The organism is Nitrosopumilus oxyclinae (assembly GCF_013407165.1).
GTDB lineage: Archaea > Thermoproteota > Nitrososphaeria > Nitrososphaerales > Nitrosopumilaceae > Nitrosopumilus > Nitrosopumilus oxyclinae.
Window position 1 is genome coordinate 108,678 of record NZ_CP026994.1, and the last position, 21,954, is coordinate 130,631.

Annotated in this window: 23 protein-coding genes, 1 tRNA gene and 1 other RNA gene; 9 read left to right on the top strand and 16 right to left on the bottom strand. The window is 31.6% G+C overall.

Annotated elements, in window-relative coordinates; translation table 11 throughout:
- Positions 1-23 precede the first annotated feature (23 nt).
- From dnaJ to C5F49_RS00635, 3 genes are all read left to right on the top strand, one after another.
- Positions 24-1,085, top strand: coding sequence for a molecular chaperone DnaJ (dnaJ, locus tag C5F49_RS00625; RefSeq protein WP_179362844.1), 1,062 nt, complete (start codon positions 24-26; stop codon positions 1,083-1,085).
- Between the two features lie 8 nt (positions 1,086-1,093).
- Positions 1,094-1,633 (top strand): 5' nucleotidase, NT5C type, encoded by a 540-nt coding sequence (locus C5F49_RS00630; RefSeq protein WP_179363562.1) that lies wholly within the window; start codon positions 1,094-1,096, stop codon positions 1,631-1,633.
- A gap of 239 nt (positions 1,634-1,872) precedes the next feature.
- Positions 1,873-1,957, top strand: a tRNA-Leu gene (locus C5F49_RS00635).
- Between the two features lies 1 nt (position 1,958).
- Here the strand turns inward: C5F49_RS00635 and gatE are convergent.
- From gatE to C5F49_RS00650, 3 genes are read right to left on the bottom strand one after another with little or no spacing between them, the layout of a single operon-like run.
- Entirely contained in the window at positions 1,959-3,872 is a 1,914-nt protein-coding gene (gene gatE / locus C5F49_RS00640; protein ID WP_179362845.1) for a Glu-tRNA(Gln) amidotransferase subunit GatE, read from the bottom strand.
- A gap of 12 nt (positions 3,873-3,884) precedes the next feature.
- Complete coding sequence (gatD, locus tag C5F49_RS00645) at positions 3,885-5,174, bottom strand: Glu-tRNA(Gln) amidotransferase subunit GatD (protein WP_179362846.1); 1,290 nt, start codon at positions 5,172-5,174, stop codon at positions 3,885-3,887.
- A 32-nt stretch (positions 5,175-5,206) separates the two neighbouring features.
- Positions 5,207-7,393 carry a CDC48 family AAA ATPase gene (locus tag C5F49_RS00650; protein ID WP_179362847.1) on the bottom strand — a complete coding sequence of 729 codons (2,187 nt, stop codon included), beginning with the start codon at positions 7,391-7,393 and terminating at the stop codon, positions 5,207-5,209.
- Positions 7,394-7,509: 116 nt separating this feature from the next.
- Between C5F49_RS00650 and C5F49_RS00655 the strand changes: the two genes are divergently transcribed.
- Positions 7,510-8,244 (top strand): 50S ribosomal protein L2, encoded by a 735-nt coding sequence (locus tag C5F49_RS00655; protein ID WP_179362848.1) that lies wholly within the window; start codon positions 7,510-7,512, stop codon positions 8,242-8,244.
- Positions 8,245-8,294: 50 nt separating this feature from the next.
- Positions 8,295-8,573, top strand: a complete 279-nt coding sequence (locus C5F49_RS00660; RefSeq protein ID WP_179362849.1) for an acylphosphatase — start codon at positions 8,295-8,297, stop codon at positions 8,571-8,573.
- On the opposite strand, the gene C5F49_RS00665 is transcribed toward C5F49_RS00660, so the two are convergent.
- From C5F49_RS00665 to C5F49_RS00680, 4 genes are all read right to left on the bottom strand, one after another.
- Positions 8,570-8,902: a hypothetical protein gene (locus tag C5F49_RS00665; protein ID WP_179362850.1), complete on the bottom strand. Its 333-nt coding sequence runs from the start codon at positions 8,900-8,902 to the stop codon at positions 8,570-8,572. The genes C5F49_RS00660 and C5F49_RS00665 overlap by 4 nt on opposite strands.
- A gap of 31 nt (positions 8,903-8,933) precedes the next feature.
- An RNA gene (gene ffs / locus C5F49_RS00670) (signal recognition particle sRNA) lies at positions 8,934-9,245 on the bottom strand.
- A 33-nt stretch (positions 9,246-9,278) separates the two neighbouring features.
- On the bottom strand, positions 9,279-10,193 hold the full coding sequence (locus tag C5F49_RS00675) for a TIGR00269 family protein (RefSeq protein WP_179362851.1): 915 nt from the start codon (positions 10,191-10,193) through the stop codon (positions 9,279-9,281).
- Positions 10,194-10,237: 44 nt separating this feature from the next.
- Positions 10,238-11,413: a site-2 protease family protein gene (locus C5F49_RS00680; RefSeq protein WP_179362852.1), complete on the bottom strand. Its 1,176-nt coding sequence runs from the start codon at positions 11,411-11,413 to the stop codon at positions 10,238-10,240.
- Positions 11,414-11,501: 88 nt separating this feature from the next.
- On the opposite strand from C5F49_RS00680, the gene cutA reads away from it, so the two are divergent.
- Complete coding sequence (cutA, locus tag C5F49_RS00685) at positions 11,502-11,813, top strand: divalent-cation tolerance protein CutA (protein WP_179362853.1); 312 nt, start codon at positions 11,502-11,504, stop codon at positions 11,811-11,813.
- Here cutA and C5F49_RS00690 read toward each other — a convergent pair.
- Both C5F49_RS00690 and C5F49_RS00695 read right to left on the bottom strand, forming a co-directional pair.
- Positions 11,810-12,862, bottom strand: a complete 1,053-nt coding sequence (locus tag C5F49_RS00690; protein WP_179362854.1) for an mRNA surveillance protein pelota — start codon at positions 12,860-12,862, stop codon at positions 11,810-11,812. The two genes, cutA and C5F49_RS00690, sit on opposite strands and share 4 nt — an antisense overlap.
- 32 nt (positions 12,863-12,894) lie before the next feature.
- Positions 12,895-13,311, bottom strand: a complete 417-nt coding sequence (locus C5F49_RS00695; protein ID WP_179363563.1) for a hypothetical protein — start codon at positions 13,309-13,311, stop codon at positions 12,895-12,897.
- Positions 13,312-13,481: 170 nt separating this feature from the next.
- On the opposite strand from C5F49_RS00695, the gene C5F49_RS00700 reads away from it, so the two are divergent.
- Complete coding sequence (locus tag C5F49_RS00700) at positions 13,482-13,901, top strand: secondary thiamine-phosphate synthase enzyme YjbQ (RefSeq protein ID WP_179362855.1); 420 nt, start codon at positions 13,482-13,484, stop codon at positions 13,899-13,901.
- Here the strand turns inward: C5F49_RS00700 and C5F49_RS00705 are convergent, their stop codons facing one another.
- From C5F49_RS00705 to C5F49_RS00715, 3 genes are read right to left on the bottom strand one after another with little or no spacing between them, the layout of a single operon-like run.
- Entirely contained in the window at positions 13,902-14,066 is a 165-nt protein-coding gene (locus C5F49_RS00705; protein WP_179362856.1) for a hypothetical protein, read from the bottom strand.
- Positions 14,067-14,109: 43 nt separating this feature from the next.
- Entirely contained in the window at positions 14,110-14,559 is a 450-nt protein-coding gene (locus C5F49_RS00710) for a metal-dependent transcriptional regulator (RefSeq protein WP_179362857.1), read from the bottom strand.
- Between the two features lie 2 nt (positions 14,560-14,561).
- Positions 14,562-15,329 (bottom strand): TrmB family transcriptional regulator, encoded by a 768-nt coding sequence (locus tag C5F49_RS00715; protein WP_179362858.1) that lies wholly within the window; start codon positions 15,327-15,329, stop codon positions 14,562-14,564.
- Positions 15,330-15,447: 118 nt separating this feature from the next.
- Between C5F49_RS00715 and tes the strand changes: the two genes are divergently transcribed.
- Positions 15,448-17,112 (top strand): tetraether lipid synthase Tes, encoded by a 1,665-nt coding sequence (gene tes, locus C5F49_RS00720; protein WP_179362859.1) that lies wholly within the window; start codon positions 15,448-15,450, stop codon positions 17,110-17,112.
- Positions 17,113-17,131: 19 nt separating this feature from the next.
- Here tes and C5F49_RS00725 read toward each other — a convergent pair whose 3' ends face one another.
- The 3 genes from C5F49_RS00725 to C5F49_RS00735 form a co-directional block, all read right to left on the bottom strand.
- On the bottom strand, positions 17,132-17,518 hold the full coding sequence (locus tag C5F49_RS00725) for a hypothetical protein (protein ID WP_179362860.1): 387 nt from the start codon (positions 17,516-17,518) through the stop codon (positions 17,132-17,134).
- Positions 17,519-17,590: 72 nt separating this feature from the next.
- The gene (locus tag C5F49_RS00730; RefSeq protein WP_179362861.1) at positions 17,591-18,631 is read right to left on the bottom strand and encodes a class I SAM-dependent methyltransferase; all 1,041 of its coding nucleotides are present in this window, start codon (positions 18,629-18,631) and stop codon (positions 17,591-17,593) included.
- 65 nt (positions 18,632-18,696) lie between these two features.
- Positions 18,697-19,908 carry an asparagine synthase-related protein gene (locus C5F49_RS00735; protein WP_246275347.1) on the bottom strand — a complete coding sequence of 404 codons (1,212 nt, stop codon included), beginning with the start codon at positions 19,906-19,908 and terminating at the stop codon, positions 18,697-18,699.
- Positions 19,909-20,005: 97 nt separating this feature from the next.
- Between C5F49_RS00735 and C5F49_RS00740 the strand changes: the two genes are divergently transcribed.
- Positions 20,006-20,905, top strand: a complete 900-nt coding sequence (locus C5F49_RS00740) for an NAD-dependent epimerase/dehydratase family protein (RefSeq protein ID WP_179362862.1) — start codon at positions 20,006-20,008, stop codon at positions 20,903-20,905.
- On the opposite strand, the gene C5F49_RS00745 is transcribed toward C5F49_RS00740, so the two are convergent.
- On the bottom strand, positions 20,902-21,852 hold the full coding sequence (locus tag C5F49_RS00745) for a glycosyltransferase family 4 protein (RefSeq protein WP_179362863.1): 951 nt from the start codon (positions 21,850-21,852) through the stop codon (positions 20,902-20,904). The genes C5F49_RS00740 and C5F49_RS00745 overlap by 4 nt on opposite strands.
- Positions 21,853-21,954 lie beyond the last annotated feature (102 nt).

Here is a 21,954-nt window from a genome sequence, read left to right on the forward strand (position 1 = left end):
TAATTATAATAAAGGAATGATTCATGGCTGCAAAACGTGATTATTATGAGGTTTTGGGTGTCTCAAAATCATCTTCGCCAGATGAAGTTAAACAACAGTATAGAAAATTAGCATTAAAATTTCATCCTGACCGAAACAAATCTTCAGAAGCTGGAGAACATTTTAAAGAAATTTCTGAAGCATATGCAGTTCTTTCAGATCCTGAAAAAAAACAAATCTATGATCAACATGGACATGCTGGTGTAGATGGAAAATATTCTAGTGAAGATATTTTTCAAGGAGCACAAGGAGGAGGTTTTGATTCTATTTTTGAATCTATTTTTGGTCGTGGAGGTGGAGGATTTGGTTTTAATCAACAACAGCAACAAGGTTCTGATCTTCTTTATGAGACTCATGTGACATTAGAAGAAGTATTACATGGTAAAAAAATGGAAATTAATTTACAAAAACAGATTCAATGTGACATTTGTAATGGCTCTGGTGCAAAACCAGGTACTAACAAGAAAACATGTGGAACATGTAATGGTCAAGGACAAGTAAGGCAAACTCGCAACATGGGATTTGCTTCATTTGTTACTGCAGCACCGTGTTCTGCTTGTAGAGGTCAGGGATCTATAATCGAAACACCGTGCAATGAATGTAAAGGACAAGGAAAGAAAAAAGGTTCAAAAACTGTAACCTTTGATATTCCTCCTGGAATTGATTCAGGAGATTACACTGTATCTGGAGAAGGAAATGAAATTCCAGATGGTGTAAATGGAGATTTAATTGTTAGAATACGAGTACAACCACATTCAAAGTTTAATCGAGATGGAAAAGATATTTTCTACGATCATGATATTTCTATGATTGACGCTGCTTTAGGTTGTGAAATTACTGTTCCAACTTTGGAGGGAACAGAAAAAATTAAGGTTGATGCAGGAAGTCAACCAAATACCATTATCAAATTAAAAGGGAAAGGGGTGACCCATATCAATTATAGAGGAAAAGGAGATCAATTTGTAAGAATTGTGGTAAATGTTCCTAAAAAACTCAATAAACATCAAAAAAATCTTTTAGATGAATTTAGAAAAACTAGTGATTAATGAATAATATGAAAATTGCATTAGATGTTGATGGTGTACTTGCAGATGTTATAATTTCTTGGTTAAATTATAGTAATTCTATTAGACCAGAAATTGCTAAACATCAGATAACTAGTTGGGAATTTTGGAATGAATTTAATATCAATCGTTATGATTTTTACACTGAGCTTAGCTCTTGTTGGAAAAATTGGCCTTCAATTCCTACTACTGAAAAAAATTTATCATCTATAACAAAATCTCTTACTGAACTTGGTCAAGTAGATATTGTTACTGCAAGGGAACGTTCAACTAATTCATTTGTAAAATCTTGGTTGGATCATCATAATATTATATATAATAATTATGTATCAGTAATTGACGGTCCAATGAAAGCTGATTTAGATTATGATGTTTTTATTGATGATTCTCCATTAAATGCAGAAAAGTTTCTTACAAATAAGAAAAAAGTAATTCTTTATTCACAACCATGGAATCAAAATTTTTCTGAAAATAATATCCACAGAGTTTCAAATCTTTCAGAAGCAATTGAAAAAATAGAATCTTTTTAATTCTTCTTAAATTTTCTAATGTTAACTTGATGACCATTTCTAATGTGGGTGGAATGTGTTGTATTCATTAATTCACCAATTTTGTCTTCACTATAGAATTTAGTATTGTAACGCCCCAAAACTTTCTTACAATTAGAACAATATACTTCACTGAATTCCATTTTATCTCTTGATTATTCTGATATGATTGCTTCATAGTATAATAAAGAAACTTATTCCAGATTTCAAATTTTCCCAATGCGGGAGTCACCCAGCCTGGTCAACGGTGTAAGGTTCAGATCCTTATCTTCTAGGAGTTCGTGGGTTCAAATCCCACTTCCCGCATTTACTGATTAATTTTTTCTAATTTAGCCTTGATATTCTTTAAAAGTAGTTTGTTAATTATTTCACCAGAAGCTTTTCCTCTTAATTCCTTCATGACAATTCCCATCAAAGGCCCCATTGCTCTTTCTTTTTGATTAATAATAATTTCTTGATTTTTATTTATCACACCAACAATAATTTTTTCTATTTCTTCTTCATCAATAGATTCAATTGATGCATTTTTCATTGCTTCTTCTACGTTATTTGATTTTCCAGACATTATACTTTCAAATATTATTTCAATTGATTCTTTAGCAATTTTATCATCTTCTAACAAACTAAACAATTTAAAAATTTCATCATTTTTCAATAAATTAGAATTTAATCCACTTCTTTCTAAATTTGTAATTGTTGAACAAAGAATTGATGCAACAAATGTAGGATTAGTTTTAATTTTTTCAACAATTTCTTCAAATAATCCAATATAACGTGAATCAAAAATTTGTTCTGCTAATTGTGGATTAAGTTTGTACTTTGTTTCTAATTCTTTGATAGAATCATCCCAAGATTTTGGAATATTATTTTTAGCTTCTGATAATTCTTCGTTTGTAATAATTATTGGAGGGATATCCGTTTCTGGATACATTCTTGCAGCTCCTGGTCTTGGTCTTAGAAATTTTGTTTCACCCGATTGAGTAGCTAATCTTGTATCTATTGGTATTCCATGATTTTTGATGTACTTAATTTTTAAAATTATTTGATCAATTATGGTGAGAATTTTTTCCTCAGGAGATGCTAAAATCAAAAAAGCATCATTTTCGCTAATTCCAGAAAATTCCTTTAATTTTTCTAAATCTCCTTCTTCTACCCCGTAATTGGGTAATTCATCTGAATGAAAAACTCCTCCAATTCCAAAAAATCTGACTAATTCTGCTACTTCTTTCCCTAATCTTATGCCTTCATAAGGAGAATAACCAAACATTCCAGCCATATTTCTAAATGTAATTGCCATTATTTTCTGATTTTTCTTTAATGCTGTTTGTATAATTTTTGATTTACACTTTAAAAATAATTCTGTAATATCCTTACTATCTTCTTTATCATATATCCAATTTTTTTCTTGGATTTTCTTTGAAATTTTTAATAAACCATGTTGTCTTTTTGCTTCATATTCTACAACCTTTTCTAATTGATCTAATTGTTGTACACCTTTTACTTCAATTACAACTCCGCCTCCGTCTTTTATTGATACATTAACATCTTGTCTTATTGAACCTAATCCTCTTTTTACTTTCTTTGTACTCCTCAAAATTCTTCCTAATGACAGTGCAATTTTTTTAATTTCTGTTAATTCAACTTCAAAAGGATCTGTTGCAATTTCAATTAAAGGAACTCCTAAACGTTCTAAACCAAATTTTCTTACAGAACCCTCATCTCCTAAATTTTTAGCAGCATCCTCTTCTAAACAAATTGACTGAACTCCTATCTTTATTTCTCCTGTATCAAAAAATCCTCCCTGGGAAATTAACATGGTACGTTGGAATCCCGTCGTATTAGAGCCATCAATTACTGTTTTTCTCATTGGATAAATTTCACTAAAAATATTTGATTTTAAAGCAGAAGAAATAATTAATGCAATTTTTTTAGCATCTTCATCTAATTCATGTGGTGGCTCTTCGTCTTGTTCAACTAAACAACTACTTTCATCATTTGCATAATACATAATTGTTTTTGATTTTGTACTTTCAAATAGTGCTGCAGGATCAAATTCACCTAATTCACTTTTAGATGCACGTAGTTTTCTTTGAAATTTAATTGAATATTCGTTAGATTCTATTGGATTACAATTACAAAATAATTTCTTGTTTGTTGCTAACTGTTGATGAATTTCTAATCCAACTTTTACACCTATATCTTTTATTGAAAATTCTTCCATATTGACACCTGATTATGTTGAAAATTCTGATGCTATTTTATTTAGCATGATTTCTTTAATTTCTTCACGATTTTCAGTGTTTCCTGTAGCCCACATTGCTTTTACCAAGGCAATTTCAGGTATCATATTTTCCAGAGCAATAATTCCTAAATCAAGAAGATCTCTACCACTTTCGTAAACTGTCATTCTTACTCTGCCATCAATACACTGTGAAGTCATTCCCATAAAGATGTCTTTTTCATTTGCCATTTTCACCATTGGATACATGGTTTCTCCAATGTGGCCTAGCCCAGTTCCTTCAAAAATTATTGCTTTGTATCCTGAATCTATGATATTTTTTAACATAATTGGATCATATCCTGGATAATATTTTACTAGAGCAACTTTTTCATTTATTTTTATTTTGGGAGTGTATTCATTTATTGTAAAAAAACTATCTTTCATATTATTATAAATTTCATTATTTACAATTAAAAATGCAGGATCCTTTCCTACTGTTTGAAATGCCCCTCTTTTACTTGTATGATTTTTTCTTACTCTTGTTCCAATATGACATGCAACTGTTTCATCATTTTCATCTTGATGCATTGCTATGTAGATTCCATTTGTTTTACATTCTGTAAGAAATTTTACAGCTCCAATGAGATTTAGTGCAGCATCTGATGATGCACGGTCTGATGATCTTTGTGAACCTACCAATGCTATTGGAATTTGAAACCCTGCTAATGAAAAAGAAAGATAGGCAGATGTGTAATGCATGGTATCTGTACCATGTGCAATAATGATTCCAGTATAATCTGAATTCAAATATTCATTTACTGTTTGAGCAATTTTTAACCAATGTTCCGGCATAATATTTTCAGAATATTCTGAAAACAATACTTTGGTGTCTATATTTGCAATTTTAGCAAGTTCAGGAACAGATGAATTTAATTCTTCAGCAGTTAATACTGGCGTAACTGCGCCAGTTCTGTAATCAATTTTACTTGCAATTGTACCTCCAGTTGATAATAATAGAATTTTTGGCAACTTTTCATTTTTTTCAATCTTTTCAATCTTCTCAACGATTTTTTCTGAGGTTTCATTTTTTTCAATCTTCTCAATTTTAGATATTTCTAAACCAATATTGTATCCACTCTTTAATTTTAAAACAATATGTTTATCGTCACTATGTTCGTATCTGGGCATGATAATCCCTGAATAAGTGATATCTGCTAGAATTTTTACAGAATCGCTAATTGAAATTTTATTTGTTTTAAGAAATTCTAAGGATTTCCCTTCATATCCAGTATATTCTGACATTTATGAGAATTAGATTTGTTATTTTATTAAAACTACCTGTAATAGGAAGCTACTAATTTTTCGCCTATCTTGAGGTCTTTTTGTTCTCTTACTTTCTTTACTGCTTCTTCAAAGTGCTTCATGGTAACTTTAGCATCGACATCCTTCTTTTCAATATCTTTTACATCTGGATTTTTATCTAAGAATTCGTGAATGACTAAAGATACTGCAGTATTTGCAATAGATGCTGTATCTGCACCACTAAGTCCATCAGTTAGTTCTGATAGTTTATCGAAATTGACATGTTGAGGATCACTCTCATCACTAATGAATGGAATCTTCTCAGCATTAATTTTCAATATACTCTTTCTACTTTCTTTATCTGGAAGTGGGATTTGAATAATTTTATCAAATCTTCCTGGTCTTAATAATGCAGGATCAATCATGTCTGCTCTATTTGTTGCTGCTAATACTATGACACCGTGCATATTTTCCATTCCATCTAATTCTGTTAGTAATTGACTTACTACCCTTTCAGTAACTGCGGTCTCTCCACCAGCACCTCTAATTGGAGCAATAGAATCAATCTCATCAAAGAATACAACACATGGTGCAGACTGACGTGCACGTTTGAATATTTCTCTAATTCCACGCTCTGATTCTCCTACCCATTTAGATAATAGTTCGGGGCCTCTAACTGAAACAAAGTTTGCTTCACTTTGAGTAGCCACTGCTTTTGCAAGTAAAGTTTTACCAGTACCGCTTGGACCGTGAAGTAATATTCCTCTTGGCATACTATGTCCTAGTTTATCATAAAGACCAGGATACTTCATTGGCCATTCTACTGCTTCTTGTAACTCTCGTTTGACTTCTTCTAAACCTCCAACATCTTCCCACTTTACATCTGGGTTTTCAATGAAGACTTCTCGCATTCCAGATGGTGTTACCTCTATCAATGCTTTTTGGAAATCCTCATGATTTACAATTAGTTTATCTAAAGTCTCTGGTGGGAGTTTTTCTTCTTCCAAATTCAAAACTGGTAATAATCTTCTCAAACATTTCATTGCAGCTTCTTTACATAGATATTCTAAATCTGCACCAACATATCCATGACTGACTGCAGATATTTTTTCCATGTTAACATCATCTGATAAAGGCATGTTTCTACTGTGAATTGCAAGGATGTCTTTTCTTCCTTTTTTGTCTGGGACTTTAATTTCAATTTCTCTATCAAATCTTCCAGGTCTCCTTAGTGCTGGATCAATTGCATTTGGTCTATTTGTTGCAGAAATAACAATTACTTTTCCTCTAGATTCTAGACCATCCATTAATGATAACATTTGAGAAACAACTCTTCGTTCAACTTCTCCTGTAACTTCTTCTCTTTTTGGAGCAATAGAATCAATTTCATCAACAAAGATAATTGATGGAGCTTTTTCTCTTGCTTCTTTGAAAATTTCTCTTAATCGTGCTTCACTTTCACCATAAAACTTACTCATAATTTCAGGACCTGAAATGCTAATGAAATGTGCTTGACTTTCATTTGCTACTGCTTTTGCAAGTAATGTCTTACCAGTTCCTGGTGGACCATACAACAATACACCTTTTGGAGCTTCAATTCCTAATTTTTCAAATATTTCAGGATGTCTTAATGGAAGCTCAATCATTTCCCTTACTTTTTTAATTTCATTTGAAATTCCACCAATGTCTTCATAAGTTACTTGAGGAACTCCACGTAATGTTTCTCCTTTTTCTGCAATATGGAAAACAGTCTTTTGAGTTACTAATACAGCATCAGCTGCTGGATTAACACCGATTACTTGAAAAGTTAAACGTCCACCAAAGTATGGAACCATTACATTATCACCTTTAATCAAAGGAACACTTTCTAAAGCATCTGCAAGATATCTTTCATCTATTGGAGGAATTGCTTCAAGTGGTGCAACTACTACTTTTTCTGCAGCAACTGCTTTTATTTTTCTAACTGATATTGTATCTCCAATTGCAATTCCTGAATTATTTCTTCCAAGTCCATCAATTCTGATAATTCCCTTACCTTCATCTGAAGGATAAAGTGGAAGACATTTTGCTACTGTTCTTCTTTTACCTTTAATTTCGATAACATCACCTGTTGAGGCATTTAATGTGTCCATTGAATCATAATCGATTCTTGCTACTCCTCTTCCAACATCTCGTGTATATGCTTCAAGAACTTTGAGAGAAAGAGCATTTTGACTCATACATACTGGCCTGAATTCTAATTTTTATACCTTTGTGGTAATTTCCAAAACTAACAGGTAAAATTATCAGATAACACCACAAGCTTAAAATTCTCTTTGTGTCGGAAACGATCAACTTGGGTAAAAGACCATTAGTACGAAGACGAGGCCGTGGAGGCAATCAATTTAGATCTACATCTACTGGAAAAGTAGGCGCAAAAGCAAATTATCCACGTTTTCCACTATCTGAACAGCATACAGGTGAAATTATCGATTTAGTTCATGAGCGTGGAAGAGAAGCACCATTATCCAAAATTAGATTTGAAGATGGTTCTGTTTCATTTGTACCGGCAGTTCTTGGAACCACAGTAGGTGCAAGTTTACAATTTGGATTAAAATCAGAAATTAAAAAAGGAAATGTCATCAGTGTTCAAAATATTCCTGATGGTACAATTGTTTGTAATATTGAAAAACACTTTGGTGATGGTGGTGCTATTGTTAAATCAGCAGGTACTGATGCAACCATATTTTCTCATGGTGATGATGGTGTAACAGTTAAACTCCCATCTGGAAAGTTTGCTACTCTTAATCCTAAAAACAGAGCCATGATTGGTACACTAGCTGGTGGTGGAGCAAGTGAACGACACTTTATGAGTGCAGGTAACAAGTGGCGTAGTTTTAAAGCTAAAGGAAAGAAATATCCTATTGTAAGAGGTGTTGCTCAAGCAGCATATGTACACCCACACGGTGGTGGTCGTCATCAACACGTTGGACAAAGTTCTACAGTTTCAAGAGACGCTCCTCCTGGTGCAAAGGTAGGTAGCATTGCTGCAAGAAAAACTGGAAGAGCCAGAATCAAAGAAAGAAAGTAGTTTTTCTTTTAACCTGAAATTGATTAATAGTTCATCTAATTACTATTTTCGTGATAAAACAACGTGTTAGACTTTTTGTAACTGGAAAGGTACAAGGTGTTTTTTTCCGTCAAACTTTGAAAGTAATGGCAAAGAAAAATGATGTTTTTGGTTGGGTAAAGAATCTCAAAGATGGGAGAGTTGAAGCTGTTTTAGAAGGTGAAGGAGAAAAAATTGACCGATTAATTGAATGGGCTCATGGTGGTCCTGCTAATGCAAGAGTAGAAGATGTAGAAATACGTAATGAAAAATTTACTAATGAATTTTCAAAATTTGATGTTTTATACTAGTGAATTTCTTCAAATGCATTTTTAATAGTTTGAGTAATTTCTGAGATTTCTTGGTCTATTTTTATTTGAATTATTTGGATTGGATCTTTCCTGCTTTTCTGAATTTTTATAATAACTCCTTCTCTTTCTGGTTCAACATCTGCAAACCATCTGAATGTCATTGATTTACAAAAAACTACTCTATGCATTCGTATATCTTCAATTACTTTATCACCCAAAGAAAAACAAAATTCTCTAATTGAATCAAATAATGGTATTACTGGAGTTGGAATTTGCTTTTTAAAGTCTTCATAACTTCTTTTAGTTCCAAATGAAATAATTCCTTCCATGAAATTCCAATTTTTATTTTAATTATAAAGGTAGTAGATCTGTTGGTTCCAGTCTAGACGAATAGCCCCATTTCAAGGCGTACAAGATCCGCCACGTTGACGAGGAAGCGTGGATGCTCCACCTTAGGATTGCTCCCTCCCGGACCTCATCCCTTTCGATGGTTCGGTCTTAGAAGTTATCCCTTCGGATATTTCTAGTCCTGCAACCACCCGCCTCGGCGTGATTTCATTTCCGCACACCAAGCGGGAATTACCCATCTAGAGATTTACCCAACAGTTGCTGATCTCTGCATATAGCCGGTTTCAGAATAGGGCACGGCTGGCACCCTGATCCTACCTACTACCAATTTTCCTAAGAAAGTATGTTATATTTGCATTAGGTTTGATTTTCTTTTAGTTTTAAAACTACACTGCATACTGAGCATACATTTCCTGTACAATCGTTTCCACATTTTTCACATTTTATTTTTTCTTTAGAACTGGAATTTTTTATTGCCGTTGAAACTTTGAGAATTGATTGATACAAATTATTTTTTATTCCACTATGTTGATTTTCTAACGAATTTAAAAATTCACGAATTTCTGTTCGTATTCCCTCATTCATGTGTGGACATGGTTCAGATTGAAATGGCATGTCATTTGTAAATGCGTAAAAGACTATTTCAGCCTCATAAATCTCACAAAAGGGTTTTATTTTTCTTAAATCATTTGCAGACGTATCAGGATCCATCCATCCGATCTTAGTTGTATCTCCAGAAATCATGTTTATGACAAATGTTTGCAATGTATCATCAAGGTTATGACCTGTTGCAATTACATCTGCACCAATATCTTTTGCTGCATAATCTATTGCTCTTCTCCTTAGAGTTCCACAAATTGAACATGATGATGTTTTATCACTTTCTCGTAAATCTAGAGCCTCATCTAGTGTTAATTCAAAAAGATCTTTGTATGCGTAAACCTTGTGTTCTACATTTAGTTCTGCACAAAATTTTTCTACAATTTCTAATGCTTCATTTCTATACCCTGGAATTCCTTCATCAATGGTAATGGCTTTTATTCTAAAACTATGAGTTAATGCCATTTCATTAATAATTTTTAATAATGCTAGCGAGTCTTTTCCTCCTGATACTGCAACAGCTACTAAATCATCATGTTTTATCATATTATATTTTGAAATGGTTTTTGCAGTTTTTCTTACAATTGATTTTGAGAAACATTGTGAACAAAGTTTTTCCCCAGAATATTTTCTTGTATATGCTGCAGGGTTATCGCATCTGTCACAATTCATGAAATCAACTGAGTTTTTTTCATTAATGATTCTTTAGGTATTTTTTATATTGTAAACCAGCCAGATTTCAAATATGATAAGGCAATATTGAGGCCAAATAGGGCAAAGGTGAATGCGTATATTCCCCACATTACAATGTTGACTGATTTATCTGAAATTTTTTTATCAATAATAGTATGAATGAATTTACCTCCATCTAAAATTGGTAGTGGAAGCATATTGATAATTCCAATAAAAAACGAAATCATCCAAAGCCATAACAAAAACATTGAAATGTTGAAATCTACATTTGTCCAATCAATGAAATTCATTACAGGTTTGTATGGGATGGAATTATCTCTCATTATTCCTATTAATCCTCTTTCAGGATCATCTGGTGATGCCATTACTTGCAATGTTTTTTCTAATGCCTGACCATCTCTTAGTATGGATACACTAGCTGTTTCTCCTGGATGTAATACAGGGAAATCCGCCGGACCACGAATTGGCACATCGTTTATTGTAGTAATTATATCATTTGCAAGTAATCCTGCTTGTTCAGCACCTGAATTTTCTATAATTGAAAGTATCAAAACTCCTTGTGATAATTCATAAAATGTGTTTAAGATAACATCTCCAAACAATGGAATGCTTTCTAAAACCATTCCAAAAACTGGATTTGTCAATAAAATTGCCCCAAAAACAATTGCAAATAATACATTTGATGTAGCTCCTGCTCCAATTACTCGTAACTTTGAAATCCTTTTAGCTTTATCAAATTCTTCTTCATCGGGTTCAACAAATCCTGCAAATAATGCAATGAATACTGCAAATCCACCTGTCTTAATTTTTATTTTTTCTAATGCAGCTACTATTCCATGTGCCCCTTCATGCATAACTAACACAATTGGAATTGAAAGTAAAAAATACGTAATAGCTGGAGCTGAAGTTAATGTAACACCTGGAATAAGCACTGTTAATTCTGAAAAATTTGATTGCGCAACAAAATAGTTTGAAACATTATTTAACAAAAAGTAAAATGCAAATCCCATCATTATGAAACCTGCAATCACACTTACATCTGCAAAAACTTTGATACCTCTTTTCGTTCGTCCAAGTACTTTGATTAAAACATCATTAACACCTTTGTTCTTGTATACAAGACTGTACGCCTTTAATTCAAAACCATATTTTTCTAATTTGAGAGCTTTTGCAATCACTATAATGACTACCCAAGCCATTAAGACATAGATTATTGCATTCTGAGTAATAAAATCAAGTTCCAAACTAATTGTTAATTTTTTAAAGTACGGTCATTTATCGTTTACTATGAAACCTGTGATAATCATCTCCACATATCCTACGAAAAAATCACTTTCTAAAATTGCAAATGAACTTGTAAAAAACAAGATAGTTGCATGTGTAAATATTTCTAAAATTTCATCAATTTACTCTTGGGAAGGAAAAATAAAAAATTCGTCAGAATATTTAGCTATTTTTAAAACTGTTACAAAAAATAAGACCCTGTTGAAAAAGAAAATCAAAGAAACTCATCCTTATGATGTTCCTGAGATAGCAGAAATTGATGTCACATCAATTGATGAATCTTATCTGAGATGGTTAGTTGAATCCACTAATTAGGATTCAACTGTATATCTTAACAAAGATACAATTCCACCTAAACCTGTAACTCTAAGACCAATGTCTGTTGAGGAGTCAACACTGTAAATTTTTACTCCCTTGTTTTCTGCATCATTTAGAAAATCCATTATTTGTTGTTCATCATTATCTTGTATTGCTTTATCAGAAAATACTAATGATTCAACTGCACCCATTTGGTTTGCATTAAAAGTTTCATTATATCCCATAGTGAATTTTCTACTTTTCTTGTTTGCTAAAATCATAACTTGATCAATAATTGATGAAGCTTTTGCCAATTTACTATCTGACATTATTTCTTGCATTGTATGTGATTTTGTGAATATGTAGATTCCATCTTCTCCTCCAGAATCAATTCCATCAACAAGTTGAATTTTGAATTTCTGAAGTTTTTGAGATTTTTCTAAGAAATTTGCAAATCTTTTCTTTGTTTCACCTGGACCAAAAATTACAATTGTATCTCCTTCTTTGAAAATAGATGATAATGCTTGCTGTACCTGTTCAAAGAATTTTTCAATATTGAAACTAGTCTTGTATCTTTTTCCGCCAGAACCTGAATAAATATTTGGCATAAATTCCAAATGTGTACCTCTTAATCTAGCAATTCCACTGTCGCTAGTATCAATTGCTACTAAAACAAAACTAATTTGATCATTACTTGATTCCAAAAGTTTTTTTTCTATTGGTAACCATTTTTTCTTTGAAATTGTAATTCCATCATTTAATTTTAGAATAAATGAATGGTGTGATCCATTTGGTACTGATTCATTACTTGATTCAGAAATTGTACCACCTACTCTTAATTTATCTAAGACATCATCAAGTGAAATTTTTTCTACTGTTAATTCTATTCTAACTTTAATTCTTTCACCTTTATCTGGCCTTGCATAATCTTTATCTTGTTTTAGAACTCTTGTTGTATCTCCAATTACTTTGTCATCTTTTTTGATAATACGACGTAAATTCAAAAGATCTTCAGAGTCTTCTGGAATAACAGATATTGAATTATCATCTATTGTCTTTGTAATCATGATATTATTCTAATTTTCAAAAAGAAAAGAGTTTAGCTAGTTGTTTCTTCTGCTTTTGCTTCTTCTGATTTCTTTTTTAGATAATTTTCAACCCACTCTAAAGTGAGAACTCCTGATTCAGATAAATTTGTTAAAGAATTTGCAGAAGCTTCTCCTGAAACTTTACCGTTGTTTCTTTTTAATTGCCTCCATTTTAGAGATGTATTACCACTTTTTGAATTATAGATTATTCCTAAAACATCTTTTCCATTAACAAAAGTAACATCTCTGATTTTTTTTAAAGTAACTTTATCAGCTGCCTCAACATAAATTGCTCCAAGATTATCTTCTCTTTCAGCAAAAACCTCAGTATCTTCCAAATATGCTCTTGGTGCATAAGACATACATGTACTAGAAATGACAAATCGTCTAAAACTCTCCAATGAAGCTGGGGTATCTATTGCAACCATTTGGAATGATTGAACTATTGGCCATTTATCAAGCTTCTTGAAAGACTCAATAGGTAACTGCTTGAAATATGCCATGCGGGCTGTGATGTACCTATCCCTTTGATTGATGATGAGGATCTTGAGTTCTGAGCCTGCTTATGATTTTAATTAATGCTATTAATTAAAAAATCATGAAATCACTTACTGAATATCTAACATTTGAAGTTAAAACTAGAAGAGCCTTTGTCAATATTTCTCCTGATGTGAGTAAATTGGTAACTAAAAGCAAAGTTCAGGAGGGTCTTTGTCTTGTAAATGCAATGCACATCACAGCAAGTGTTTTCATTAATGATAATGAAGGTGGTCTATTACATGATTATGAAAAATGGTTAGAGGGATTGGCTCCACATGCACCAACTACACAATATGATCATAATAAAACAGGTGAAGACAATGCTGATGCTCATCTAAAACGACAAGTAATGGGAAGAGAAGTTGTAGTTGCTATTACAAAAGGTAAATTAGATTTTGGACCATGGGAAGAAATTTTCTATGGTGAATTTGATGGTAAAAGACCAAAAAGAGTTTTAGTTAAAATTATTGGCGAATAATTATCCAAAGTCTGCATCACGTTTTTGACTTTGTGATTCATTCTTTCTTGCAGCATCTCTGAATTCATCATTATGATTTTGAGGTCCATGTCCACATTTTACACATGCAATTTTGAATCCATCATCATTTTTTTCATATGTTTTGCAGCCACAAAAACATGCCATGATCAAATATAATTTCTAAGATGATATATCTTTTGGGTTAAGATTATGCTGACTTGCAACATTCGCCCATGGGAATCTCATGATCATGGGGACATTTTCTTGGATGTTTTAGCATTACACAAAGAGCATCTGTAAATTGTTTGTTCATGTGATGTTCAATTCCACAAACCATCTCTTCATCAATTTCTACTTTTAGTGCACTATCCATTAGTACTTCTAGTAATCTACTATTTCTCATCATACTGGAACCTATTCTTTCCCCGTCTTCTGTTAGTTTAACACCTGCTTTATTGTAATTTACAAGATTTTTGAGATTTAATTTCTTGAGCATTTGAACAACACTTGGTTGCCTTACATTGAGCATTTTTGCAATTGTACTAATTTTCACATCTTCTCCTCTTTCTTTGATATGCCAAATTGCTTTAAGATACATCTCAACATGCTCTGCTTCTGCAGTTCCTACAAAGAGTGTTTCTTCATCTATTGCATCCATGTCTATACCTTCTTTGAATCTTTTAATAAATATTCAAAGTATTGACGTGCAAAACCTGCTAATCCTGCATGATCTGCCCAAATAGCAACAACTTCTGAAGAATTTACTCCTCCTAATTCTGGTCCTAAGAGAATTACTACATATCTTTTATCTGAAATTATACCTCCTCCAAACAACCCTTTCTTGATAATTACTTTGGCAACTCGTTTGATTGCCTTGATTGATTCTTTATCCATTTTATCTGATGCAAGAATTGTAATTTGTACTCCTTTATCATGAAGTGATCTTAGTTTTGGCAATGCTTGTTTTACTAGATCTACTCCTGCTTCTGGTAATGCAATCATCACTTCATTTCTACATGTATCTACCATTTCTAAAATTTTAGCTGCAATGTTAATGGCACCTGATAAAACCCAAATATCTGGTCTTTCACTAGTACCACTTTTCTCGTATAATGGAACTAGTTCATTTAGAATTATGTTCTGATTTTGTGAAAAATCAGTTTCCATTTTTTGTTTTGTAGTTTCTAGTCCTGTAGATGGAGATTTTGCAAAATATTTTGTTGGTCTTGCATCATCTGAACCAATCCATCCTTTCTCTTCCAAAGTTCCTAACACTTCGTAAATTTTTGAATATGGAACTCCTGATTTTTGGCTAAGATCTGATGCTGTTAATTCTCCTGATTTGAGTAAAGCTGAAAATGTTCTAATTTCATAACTGGTAAGACCAATCTTCTCTAATGACTTTCGTGTTTTATCAGATATACTCATATGCGATCTTGTCGATCAGTTTTGGTATTTAAATCAGGTATGCCTACCTCCTAAATCCCCCACGGGGGCAAGTAGGAAATGGATTATATACCATCTTGGAAAAATCAACAATACAGGCATGGCACTAATTCAGATATCCAATCAATCAACTAAAAATTTAGGTAAGAAATCTACAATTAGATTCACTCAAAGTATCTGTCCAGACTGTAACATGATTCTGGATGCTGAAGTCTTTGAGAGAGATAACCAAGTGTTTATGTCAAAAGTTTGTCCAACCCACGGTGAATGTGAGGAATTATACTTTGGTTCTTATGAAATGTACAAAAAATTCAGTACATACTGGATGGATGGAAAAGGTGCTCATTCTCCAAATGTAATGATTGACAAATGTTCATGTCCAAACAACTGTGGATTATGTTCAAACCATTTGTCCCATAGTGGATTAGCAAACATGATTGTAACTAATAGATGTGATTTAACATGCTGGTACTGTTTCTTTTATGTAAAGAAGGGACTTGAAGGTGCTTACATGTACGAGCCAGACCATACTCAAGTTAGAGGTATGATGAAAACTCTAAGAGCAGAGAGACCAATTCCAGGAAACTCTATGCAAATTACTGGCGGTGAACCAATGCTTAGAGAAGATATTGCTGATGTTATTAAAATTATGAAAGAAGAAGGTGTTGACCATATTCAGATGAACACCAATGGTATTAGACATGCAATGGATCCAGAAGCAGCAAGAGAAGTTAGACTTGCTGGATGTAACAACTTGTATCTTTCCTTTGATGGTGTAACTGCAAGAACAAACCCAAAGAACCACTGGGAAATTCCATATGCACTTGATAGTTGTAGAAAAACAGGTACTACAGTAGTATTTGTTCCAACAGTAATCAAATCAATTAACGACCACGAACTAGGTGGAATTATCAGATATGCACAAAAGAACATGGATGTAGTTCATGCAGTAAACTTCCAACCTGTATCATTAACTGGTAGAATGGGTAAAACTGAACGTGAAAAATACAGAATCACTGTTCCTGATTGTGTTCAAAGAATTGAAGAACAAACAAACGGTGAAGTAACTGTTGATGATTGGTTCCCAGTCCCAAGTTGTATGCCACTAACTAATGTAATTGAAGCATTCTCAAGCAAACCAAAATATGAATTATCAATTCACTTTGCTTGTGGAGCAGGAACATACATCTTTGAAGATGCAGATACAAAGAAGTTTGTCCCATTAACAAAATTCTGTGACATTCAAGGAATGCTAGAATTATTTGAAGATAAAGCAGAAGAAATTCGTTCTGGTAAAAACAAGTACTTTACAATGCTTGAAGTTGTTAGAAAACTCAAAGGCTTTGTTGATACAAAGAAACAACCAGCAGGATTAGATTTAGCAAAGATGTTTGGTAATATCCTAATGAAGAGATCATTTGATTCAGTTGGTTCATGGCATGTCAAAGGATTATTCCTTGGTATGATGCATTTCCAAGACAAATACAACGAAGACCTTGAAAGATTACAAAGATGTGATATTCACTATGTAACTCCAGACCTTAGAATAGTTCCATTCTGTGCATTCAATGTAATTCCAGAATGGTATAGAGATAGAATTCAAAAGAAATATTCTATCACTGTAGAGGAATGGGAAGAACGAGAAGGCGTTAAATTAGAAGATGGTCTATACAGAGGACTAATGAGACGTGGTGCAGGTGATGAACTTGCTGCTGGATGTGCAAAGAGTCAGATGTTCCATGATGCTTCTCAAGCAACAATGTAAAAGAATTAAATTTTATTTTCTAATTACTTCCATTTTCAATTGATTTTAGAAATTTTCTAAGATCCTCTACTTCTTTAGTAGATGCTTTTCCTTCTAAAAGATCTAAAAGAATTCTAAAGTTTTTTGCCATCAATGGACTCTGTTTCATAGACTGTTCATGCTCAATCTTCATCTGAGTTTTTCTATGCCAATTACCAATCAATATGGCAGCTGGAATGTATGCTGCCAAAAATATGACCACAAACATCCAAAGATTAGAAAAAATCTCTCCTAAGGCATTAATTTGTTCAATTAACAATCTATAAAAAATTAAAACAAAATTTACAAATGACATTGCAAAAACAAGATACATTCCATGACCTTGACGGAAATCATACCAACGTCTTCTAAACCATGTATCGTTCATAATTTCTAGTAATTTAAAACAGAATTAAGAACTAACTAGTTTAATTTTTTTAATTTTTAGATGATGTTGAGTCTATTTTCTTCCATTAACACTATATCCGCTCTCAATTTCATTAAAATGGATGATTTTTAGTTTGACATCTTTGAACCACTTTCTAACTTCATTTTCAGAATGTCTGTATGCAAATTTTGGAAAATACCAATCATAGTTTGTTGCTACACTTTGATCAAATGGTACATCTGGAGACCACCAACACTTTAGAAAATTCCAATACAAAAATCTCTGAACATCATATGTTCCTGCTTTAATTTTGAGAATAGGAATATCTTCAGTAATTGTAATTTTCTTTTTTAATTGAGAAAGACTCTTTCCTAATAATGCCATACTTTTAGAAAAATTCATACATTGTTTTTCAGACATTTTAACTGTAGATTCTCTAATGTGATCATCTGCAAATTCTCGTAGAGGTCCTTTTTTCCTATAAACGTAAATTGAAATCATACCTTTCTTTGTCAATAATTTTGAGAGCATTTTGAATGAAGATTCAGTATCTTTGGTATGATGTAACACTTGATCAGAGCAAACAAAGTCAAAGAAATTTTTCTTAAATGGCAATTTTCTAATATCAGCCTGTAAAAAATGAATATTTTTTATTTTACCATATTTTTTATAAGCAAATTCTATACTTTCACTGGCATCAATTCCAAATACTTGAGAATTTGGGTTTGATGAAAATAATTTAGCACTGTTTCCAACTCCTGTTCCAGCATCAAGAATTTTAGAACGTGTTTTTAAAAAACTATTTAATTTGGAGGTTGATTTCCATCCAAATCTTTCTAAAAACCATTTTTTTTGACCTTCAATCCATTTTTTATTATGATATGATTTATTGAAATTTCTCCATTTAGATGAAAATGCATCTTCTGTTTTTATAAAATCTTTTTGTTTATCAGAAACAAGACGAGGTATTCCTCTAATTATTGAAAAACGATGTTTTTTAGAACAGGTTAAAACTCCTTCAATAATTTCATCTTTTTGTTTTTTCTTTATTTTTAATGAAAAATCTGTATGACATTCTGGACAAATAATCTGCTCTACTAGTTCTGATTTCAACAGTAAATGTGATTTTTTGGGTAAATAAAAATTAGTTGTATTTATTCTATGAATTTTTAATTTTTTTAAATAGATAATTTTGTATTTGGATTCATTTCTTTAGTTATAAAAATTCTATACCAAATCTCAAATGCTAATAATCCTAAAAATTTATTGATATATCTTACATCTGGCTTTTCATCAAGTTTTTTAAGAGATTTTTTAATCCAGTCTTTACTGATCCATTTATCATTAACAATTCGTGCATTATCTAAATAATATTCACATATCTTTTTCCCATAAGAATTCCACAGATTTACAGTATTTACTGAAAAACCTTGTTTGTTTGGTGTGATAAGTTTTGGAGAAATGTGTTTTGCTAAAATTTCACGTAATGGAATTTTTCCAACGTTGTTATTAATATCATATTTTATAGAATTCTTTAGATGTGGAGCATATACCATTAATTCTTTTGATAAGATAGGTGTAATTGGTTTTAGATTAAAAAATTTATTAAAACTACTATTCAATGGAATCCAGTTATACAACAATTTCCCATTAATATCTGCTAAAAATACTTGATCTAATGGAGATAATGAATTATCAAAATATGGAATAATTTTTGAATAAATCTCATTCCATGAAAAATTTGCGTTTAACCCAAATAATTCAGTTTGATCAGGAACCCAGTCACGTTGATGACATTCTAAATATAATTTAGTTTTATCTAATGGTGTCATATTTGAAGTGAAATTGGTTAGAAATTTTTTATATCTGAAAGTGTATCCGCCAAATAATTCATCACCTCCATCTCCTGATACAAGTGTAGTTGAAAATTTTGAAGCAGTTTTTACTATATGAAACCAATGAGTATCCCAAAATGGCATTTTAACAATACTAATTGCTTTAGGAAGATCCTCTAGAAAATTTTCAATTGAAATAATATGGTGCTCTGCATTGAATTTATTTGCAATATTTGTAGCAATTCCTGTTTCATCAACACTGTCTGCAAATTTTAAAGATATAGCATCAATTTTGATGTCAGGCATAGTCTTACGTAATAATGCCATTACAAGAACTGAATCCACTCCTCCACTTAGGGCCATCGAAATATGTTGTTCATTAACTTCATTTTCAATTACAGATGAAATTGAATTTTCTATATATTGTAAATAATTAGGTTTTTCTTCAGGTACAAAGTCATCTACAACAAATTTCTTTTTATCAATCTCCAATGATGGACAATACCTTAAACTCAAAACTTCTTTAATTGTTGAAGAATTATTGTCTATTTCCAAGATTGAATACCTGATAATACTTTGTATTTTTCTATGTTTATAAGATTCTATTTTTTTATTTCTTAAGACTTAAAGATGTGCTAGATTCAACAAACACGTGAAATTTGTAATTACTGGTGGTGCGGGATTTATTGGAAGCCATATTGCAAAACATCTCATTAACAAAAATCACAAAGTAACTATTGTTGATAATTTCTCACGAGGAAGATTAGAAAATTTATCTGGATTTGAAGAAAAAATTGAATTTCAAAAAATGGATATATTAAATTTAGACTCTTTAAAAAAAATAATTTCTGATTCTGATGGAATTTTTCATCAGGCTGCTTTAACTTCTGTGCCTGAATCATTCATTCAGAAGGAAAAATATCATAATGTGAATGTAGTTGGAACTGAAAATATTTTTAAATTAGCAAAAGAATTTGAAAAAAAGGTTGTATATGCAAGTAGTTCCAGTGTATATGGAAATACTTCTGTGACTCCTATTACAGAAGATTTCGATAAAAATCCTATCAATCCATATGGAATAACAAAACTAGATGATGAAAAACTAGCAAAAAAATATCATGATTTAGGAGTTTCAATAATTGGTTTAAGATATTTCAATGTCTATGGAATTGGTCAAACTAATGATTATGCAGGTGTGATTACAAAATTCTTTGATCAAATTAACTTAGATCAATCACCAATAGTTTTTGGTGATGGCTCCCATACGCGAGACTTTGTTTCCGTAGAAGATGTTGCTAAAGCTAATTTACTTTCAATGGAAAGCACAACTAGTTTTTCATTTCTAAACATTGGAACTGGGATTCCTACATCTGTGAATGAATTAGCACAATTGATGATTAATCTTTCTGGAAAGCCCTTAGAAATCAAACATGATGAATTACCGCAAGGTGATGTTAAAGAAAGTCTTGCTGATGTATTCCTTGCAAAAAAACTAATTAATTGGAATTATGACATATCTTTAAAAGATGGTTTAAAAAAATATTTTTTTTAAGAATTTACTAAATTTTCATAAAATTTAACATATTCTGGGAGTAGAACTTCCCATGTGAGATTATTTATTACAAATTCATAACCTGCATTCCCAAGTCTTGCTGCAGTTTCATTGTCTACAAGTAATTCATTAATATTTTTTAGTAGTATTTCTGAATCATTCGGAGGAACAAGAATTCCTGTCACATTATTTGTGATTAATTCCGGAATTCCTCCAACATTAGTTGCAATGACTGGTATTTTGAGATAAAATGCTTCTTTAATTACCTGTGGAATACTCTCCATTCTTGAAGGTATCACTAGAATGCTAGATGCTTTAAGATTCTCCATTGCATCTTCCCATTTCATATCTGTACAATAGATTATTTTACCATTAATTTTTGGTTCAATCTCTTTTAGAACATCTATACCTTTTTCATAACTATCTCTTCCAATGAAAATTATTTGCTTTTCATTTTTTTCTACATTTTTTAATTTTTCAAATTTTTTAATATCTAACGGAGCATAGAAAAATTCAAAATTAGCATTTAATTTTTCTTTATACATTTTTTTAACAATTTTAGAATCAGTTGTAAGCTTGTCTGCCCATTTCAAAACTTTTGTTTCAGCAATTTTTGCAATAGAATACATAGTTTTAGAATGTAATGCATCTACTTGTTCAGAATATATTCCGTGAATAGATAGGATTTTTTTCTTTGCTTTTGTATATTTCATAGCAAAAGCTGATGGAACATTAAATGCATGAACAATATCATATTTTTCTCCTTCTATCATTGCTTTCAAAGAACTTAATAATACAAAACTTGGATTCTTTAATTTTTTAATTGGTATGTGTGGTGTATGCATTAATTTTACATCAAATCCATGCTCTTGCAACTTTTCAGCAACTCTTGATGCATGTCCTCCAATCCCCCCAGAATATTTTGGAGCGATAAATAGAATTTTCATTTCTTTACAAAAATTAATAAAATTCTTACCTTAATGAATATGCTCAGAATAATTTGTAGACGAATTAACAAAAAATCTATACAATCAAACTTTCTATACCAA

Excerpts from the sequence above, each read along its gene's own strand:
- C5F49_RS00725 (WP_179362860.1), bottom strand. The coding sequence starts at position 17,518 with ATGAACGATACATGGTTTAGAAGACGTTGGTATGATTTCCGTCAAGGT.
- C5F49_RS00680 (WP_179362852.1), bottom strand. The coding sequence starts at position 11,413 with ATGGCTTGGGTAGTCATTATAGTGATTGCAAAAGCTCTCAAATTAGAA.
- cutA (WP_179362853.1), top strand. The coding sequence starts at position 11,502 with ATGAAACCTGTGATAATCATCTCCACATATCCTACGAAAAAATCACTT.
- C5F49_RS00710 (WP_179362857.1), bottom strand. The coding sequence starts at position 14,559 with ATGGATGCAATAGATGAAGAAACACTCTTTGTAGGAACTGCAGAAGCA.
- C5F49_RS00695 (WP_179363563.1), bottom strand. The coding sequence starts at position 13,311 with ATGGTTGCAATAGATACCCCAGCTTCATTGGAGAGTTTTAGACGATTT.
- C5F49_RS00690 (WP_179362854.1), bottom strand. The coding sequence starts at position 12,862 with ATGATTACAAAGACAATAGATGATAATTCAATATCTGTTATTCCAGAA.
- C5F49_RS00715 (WP_179362858.1), bottom strand. The coding sequence starts at position 15,329 with ATGAGTATATCTGATAAAACACGAAAGTCATTAGAGAAGATTGGTCTT.
- dnaJ (WP_179362844.1), top strand. The coding sequence starts at position 24 with ATGGCTGCAAAACGTGATTATTATGAGGTTTTGGGTGTCTCAAAATCA.
- C5F49_RS00705 (WP_179362856.1), bottom strand. The coding sequence starts at position 14,066 with ATGGCATGTTTTTGTGGCTGCAAAACATATGAAAAAAATGATGATGGA.
- C5F49_RS00675 (WP_179362851.1), bottom strand. The coding sequence starts at position 10,193 with ATGAATTGTGACAGATGCGATAACCCTGCAGCATATACAAGAAAATAT.
- C5F49_RS00745 (WP_179362863.1), bottom strand. The coding sequence starts at position 21,852 with ATGAAAATTCTATTTATCGCTCCAAAATATTCTGGGGGGATTGGAGGA.
- gatD (WP_179362846.1), bottom strand. The coding sequence starts at position 5,174 with ATGTCAGAATATACTGGATATGAAGGGAAATCCTTAGAATTTCTTAAA.
- gatE (WP_179362845.1), bottom strand. The coding sequence starts at position 3,872 with ATGGAAGAATTTTCAATAAAAGATATAGGTGTAAAAGTTGGATTAGAA.
- C5F49_RS00630 (WP_179363562.1), top strand. The coding sequence starts at position 1,094 with ATGAAAATTGCATTAGATGTTGATGGTGTACTTGCAGATGTTATAATT.
- tes (WP_179362859.1), top strand. The coding sequence starts at position 15,448 with ATGGCACTAATTCAGATATCCAATCAATCAACTAAAAATTTAGGTAAG.
- C5F49_RS00650 (WP_179362847.1), bottom strand. The coding sequence starts at position 7,393 with ATGAGTCAAAATGCTCTTTCTCTCAAAGTTCTTGAAGCATATACACGA.
- C5F49_RS00700 (WP_179362855.1), top strand. The coding sequence starts at position 13,482 with ATGAAATCACTTACTGAATATCTAACATTTGAAGTTAAAACTAGAAGA.
- C5F49_RS00665 (WP_179362850.1), bottom strand. The coding sequence starts at position 8,902 with ATGGAAGGAATTATTTCATTTGGAACTAAAAGAAGTTATGAAGACTTT.